The sequence below is a fragment of the Photobacterium sp. OFAV2-7 genome (assembly GCF_022347985.1).
Classification (GTDB): domain Bacteria; phylum Pseudomonadota; class Gammaproteobacteria; order Enterobacterales; family Vibrionaceae; genus Photobacterium.
Genome location: NZ_JAKRFQ010000418.1, coordinates 1 through 4,334 on the forward strand (window position 1 = coordinate 1; position 4,334 = coordinate 4,334).

Here is a 4,334-nt window from a genome sequence, read left to right on the forward strand (position 1 = left end):
CGACAATATCAATCCGGTAGTCGGTAAAGTCATTTTCAATCACCCGCTCGATATAGAACTGCGGCGAGCTTTGCTTGGTGATATACGGGTGGATCAAGTCAAGATCACGTTCGCTCTCAAGCTTGATGATCCCGTTCCCCCCCCAGCCGTTCACCGGCTTGCAGATAGCCTTACCCTGCCAGAACCGCAGGTGCTCCCTGAGTTGTTCGATATTGTTTTTGTTACAGACAATATAGTCTGAGGTAGGAATGCCGTGTTTCTTCAACAAGTGCGCCGTTCGGAACTTATCTTCGGTCAGTTCAAACGCCGCATAGTTATTGATAGTCGGGATCATGCTGCTCAGGGTCTGGTACAAGTACACCTGGTACGGCGTCTGCTGACCAGCGTTATAAGAAAAGAACAGGTCCAGCTCGTCCATCATATGACCATTGCAAAAGATACTGCCGTTGTGCGCCGAGGCTTCACCCAGGTCCAGCCCGGTAATTGCCTCTATATTCCTTTCATTTAGCTGAGCAACAATCTTGCGCTCAATGTCTGTTCCACCTGAATTCTGATACATCCACAAACCAACACGGGGAGGGGCCATGATTTTCTCCTTAATCATTCAAACCTCAAAATATGCCACTAGAGCACAGAAAGATTACAGCAAGGCAGTAATATGGTTTCATATCATAGTGTCGCATATTGTTGATAACAGTGAGCTAGGTGGAAATTCTCTGCGAGAATTCTGCAGTTCGCTAAATCTGAGGAAGGAATCAAGTTGTGAAAGGTATCAATTACGCTGATCTCAAAGCGTTGATAGAAGAGAACTCATGGACGCAAAACAAACAAGGTGTCGATGCGAATGGCAGAATGATGCAGGCTTGGCTGGAAGCTCTGGGAATGACCACCACTGTCTATTACCGGGAAAACATTGGTAACCATTTGCTGTTTAGCAGCACAAAGATACAAGGGCTGCCAAAGCTGCTTCTCTTAGGGCATTTAGATACTGTTTTCCCGCCACATTCCTTCGAAGGTTTCAGAGAAAATGAAGAGTGGATTTACGGCCCCGGTAGCTGTGATATGAAAGGAGGCAACTTTGTCGCCTTGTCTGCACTGCGCCATGTATTTGCCGAACACGGACAGCTTTGCAATGTCGACTTTCTTCTGGTCAGTGACGAAGAGACTGGCAGTGACGACAGCAAGGCCATCACCCAAGAACTTGCCACCAGATATGATGCCTGCCTGGACTTTGAAGCTGCCGGGGAAGATCATGAAGTTGTCAACGGACGCAAAGGCGTTGCAACCTATTGTGTCGAGCTTAACGGTGTTGCCGCTCATGCCGGTAACCAATACAGCCAGGGCAAAAATGCCAACCTCGCAGCAGCCAAGTTGCTCCTAACCCTGACGGAGCTGACCAACCTGGAGCAAGGAACGACCATCAACGTCGGCAAAATCAAAGGAGGGATCAGTGCCAACACCATCTCGCCACATGCCCAACTGATGGTTGAAGCACGTTTCACCCAGACCGAAGAGCAACGGCGTGTACTCGACGCTATCCCCGCGCTGATCCACCAGCACGGTATTGAGGGAGTAAGCGCTAGCTTTAGCGGTGGCCTTCAGCGAGATGTCATGACGCCATCAACTGAACAGCAGGCTCTCATCGACAAGCTTTCCCATCTGCTGGGATATCCGCTCAAGACCGAGCAACGCGGTGGTGTCAGCGATGCCAATGTCACCTCCGGAGCCGGACTACCGACACTCGATGGTTTCGGTCCTTATGGCGACGGTGATCATACTGAGTTCGAACGGGCCTCAAAACGCAGCTTTTGCCGCCGTATCGAAGAAGTTACTGCAATAATTCGCCATTATAGCCCCAAACAAAACACCATAAACTCACAATAACGGCCTCCTCCCCGACCTTTCGATTAGAGTTCACTGACTCGTTCGTATAGCGCCCTTAACCTAATTGAGGGCGCTATCATTAGTTGTAGCTATATCGCTTGGCTATTCGCTACAAATATATAAAATATCAATAACAAAGCCACCACGGAACAAACGGGTTAGCTCGGTGCTGACGACACATTCAGGCAACTAGACCTTCAGCACTAAGGACAACAGTATGATTTTCACCTTCCCCAAGGCAAAAAGCCCCCTGACCGGCATCCTTCTGACGAGCATTGCTTTTTTGATCGGTGTCTTTCCCCTTTCTGCCGAGGCGGCCGGACATGGCGAGACAATCCGGGTGGGTGGCGACCATAATTACCCGCCCTACGAGTTTCTCAACGAGAAAGGCGAGCCGGACGGCTATAATACCGAACTGACACTGGCTATCGCGGAGGTCATGGGGATCAAGGTCGATATCCAGCTCGGCGGCTGGGACGAAATGCGTCACCAACTAGAGACCGGTGAAATTGACGCCTTGCAGGGAATGGTGTTTTCCAAAGAACGCGCCAAAGGCTATGACTTCTCGCCACCACATGCGATAGTCCATCAGTCCATTTTCACCCGTAAAGGCTCACCGACAATTTCTGAGCTCACCGAACTGAAAGGCAAAGAGGTCATCGTACAAAGCGGTGGCATCATGCATGATTACCTGTTGCAAAATAAAGTCGGTGCCAAATTAGTGCTGGTTGATACCCATGCCGATGCGCTGAGACTTCTGGCTTCAGGAAAGCATGATTACGCGCTGGTAGCGAACCTGCCTGGCTTGTACACTGGCAAGGCGCTCGAACTCTCCAACATCATCCCTGCGGGCAAACCTTTCGGAGCCCAGCTCTATGGCTACTCGGTGCTGAAAGGTAAACAAGATCTGCTGGCCCAGTTCAGCGAAGGTCTTGCTATCCTCAAAAATACCGGACGACAGCAGGCGCTGTACGACAAGTGGCTGGGCCCTCTAGAAGAAAAGGGCATGGGCTGGAAAAATCTCGGCTTGGCTGCCGCTTTTGTCTCGACCCTGCTGCTGTTGATCCTCAGTATTATCATGTTCTGGAACCGGGCCCTGAGCCGGGAGGTAGCAAGACGCACCCAGGAGCAGCAACTGCAACAGCAGCAGCTTATTCAGGCTGACAAAATGACTTCTCTCGGGATACTGGTCTCTGGCGTCGCCCACGAAATCAACAACCCCAGCAGCCTGCTGTTGCTCAACCTGCCGATCCTCAAAGATGTCTATCAGGATGCAGAAGATATCCTTGAAGCCCATTATCAGGAACACGGTGATTTTCTTATCGGAGGGTTGGCTTACAGCCGGATGCGAGACGAAATCCCGCCAATGCTTGACGACATGCTGACCGGTACTCACAGGATCCGCAGGATTGTCGATGATCTCAGGGATTTTGCCCGCCAGGAGCCGACCGAGCTGAGTGAAACTGTCGATCTAAACGATGTTGTCGCCACAGCCATTCGCCTGGTCGACAATACTATTTCCAAGTCGACCCATCACTTTAACGTTGAATACGCCGAAAACCTGCCATGCTTTGAGGGCAACGCCCAGCGTATCGAACAGGTTGTGATCAACCTAATCATCAATGCCTGCCAGGCACTGGAAAGCCCGGACAATGGTATTTCAGTTCGCACTTTCTACCTGGCGCACGACAATATGCTTAAATTTGAGGTTTGCGACCAGGGACGTGGGATTGATCCCGAGCACCTGCCCCACCTGAGCGATCCTTTCTTTACCACCAAACGGGAACAAGGAGGTACCGGGCTTGGCCTGTCGGTATCTTTCAGCATTGTCCAGGAGCATGGTGGTACCTTGGCCTACGATTCCAAACTCGCTCAGGGCACCTGTGTAACCCTTTCGCTACCCGCCATTAAAGGAACAACATCTTCATGAATATTAATCGCTACCCTAGTTTTGGCGTCTTGCTGGTTGATGATGAGGCGGCCTTTCTCCGCAGTCTCAGCATTGTTCTGGAACGACGGGGCGGCATCAACCACATTTTCCAATGCCAGGACAGCCGGGAAGTCATGGATATCATCGCCCGGGAGAATATCGGCCTGGTGCTGCTGGATCTGACGATGCCCAATGTCTCCGGCGAAGTCCTGCTCCAGCAAATTGTCGAAGAGTATCCGGAAATCGGCGTGATTATCATAAGCGGCCTGAATCAACTGGAAACTGCGGTGAACTGCATCCGGCTGGGTGCCTACGACTACTTCGTCAAGACCACAGAAGAAGATCGGCTTATCGAGGGGATCAAACGCGCCATCCTGATGCAGGAAATGCGTCTTGAGAATCAGGAGATGCGTCGTCGTTTCCTTACCGACACCCTGGAACGGCCAGAGGCTTTTTCGTCGATTATCACCGAAGACAAAGGCATGCGATCGGTATTTCAGTATCTTGAATCCGTTGCACC

At 51.1% G+C, this 4,334-nt stretch carries 4 protein-coding genes; 3 read left to right on the plus strand and 1 reads right to left on the minus strand.

All coding sequences use genetic code 11. From position 1 onward, the window contains the following. Nucleotides 1-586: RimK family alpha-L-glutamate ligase (locus tag MHN01_RS18030; protein ID WP_304622873.1), on the minus strand; the 586-nt coding region annotated here is incomplete at its 3' end. A 176-nt stretch (nucleotides 587-762) separates the two neighbouring features. Here MHN01_RS18030 and MHN01_RS18035 point away from each other — a divergent pair. The 3 genes from MHN01_RS18035 to MHN01_RS18045 all read left to right on the plus strand — a co-directional run. Further along, nucleotides 763-1,884, plus strand: coding sequence for a M20/M25/M40 family metallo-hydrolase (locus MHN01_RS18035; RefSeq protein ID WP_239412607.1), 1,122 nt, complete (start codon nucleotides 763-765; stop codon nucleotides 1,882-1,884). 217 nt (nucleotides 1,885-2,101) lie between these two features. Continuing rightward, nucleotides 2,102-3,814 (plus strand): transporter substrate-binding domain-containing protein, encoded by a 1,713-nt coding sequence (locus MHN01_RS18040; RefSeq protein ID WP_239412608.1) that lies wholly within the window; start codon nucleotides 2,102-2,104, stop codon nucleotides 3,812-3,814. Next, on the plus strand, nucleotides 3,811-4,334 hold a 524-nt coding region (locus MHN01_RS18045; protein ID WP_239412609.1), incomplete at its 3' end, for a response regulator. The genes MHN01_RS18040 and MHN01_RS18045, both read left to right, overlap by 4 nt.